The sequence below is a fragment of the Rhodanobacter ginsengiterrae genome, assembly GCF_050026815.1.
GTDB classification, from domain to species: Bacteria; Pseudomonadota; Gammaproteobacteria; order Xanthomonadales; family Rhodanobacteraceae; genus Rhodanobacter; species Rhodanobacter ginsengiterrae.
The window spans coordinates 1-572 of sequence record NZ_JALBWO010000009.1; the positions used below are offsets into that span (position 1 = coordinate 1).

Genomic DNA, 572 nt, shown 5'->3' on the forward strand with positions numbered 1-572 from the left:
CCCATCGCGATGGCATAGGCGCCGGCGGCCGAGCTGTCCGCGCCAACCGCGGTCGAGCTGGTTCCCTGGGCCACCGCGTTGTTGCCCACGGCGGTGGCGGAGTCGGCACCGGTATACGCCGCACCACCCACCGAGGTGGCGCCGGCGCCAATGGCAAAGGCGCCGTTGCCGACGGCGGTGGCATTGTCACCGATGCCCGCCGCCTGGTAGCCCATGGCCATCGCGCCACGACCTTCGGCCGCCGCGATCGAGCCGAGCGCGATCGCGCCCTCGCCCTGCGCCTCGGTGGCCAGGTAATTGTTGGCCGGGTCCGGGTCACCACCACCGATCGCGATGCTGCCGCGATCGGATGCCTGCGCGTTCGCACCCAGCGCCACGCTGTTGTAGCCGTCGGCCCCGGCATTGCTGCCGCCGGCGAATGCACCCTGGCCGGTGGCGTATGCCAGCGAACCGATCGCCGTGCTGTCGGCGCCGTCGGCGCCCGCGCCCGCACCGATCGCGGTCGCGCCGAACCCGCTCGCCTCGGTGGTGTAGACCGTGCCGTCGGTATCGGTATAAGCGCCGCCCACCGC

1 pseudogene is annotated in these 572 nt (G+C 72.9%); it reads right to left on the reverse strand.

Features of this window, described 5'->3' with window-relative positions:
* Positions 1-572 (reverse strand): annotated as a pseudogene (locus ACQGNJ_RS00040) (hypothetical protein); the annotation flags it as partial.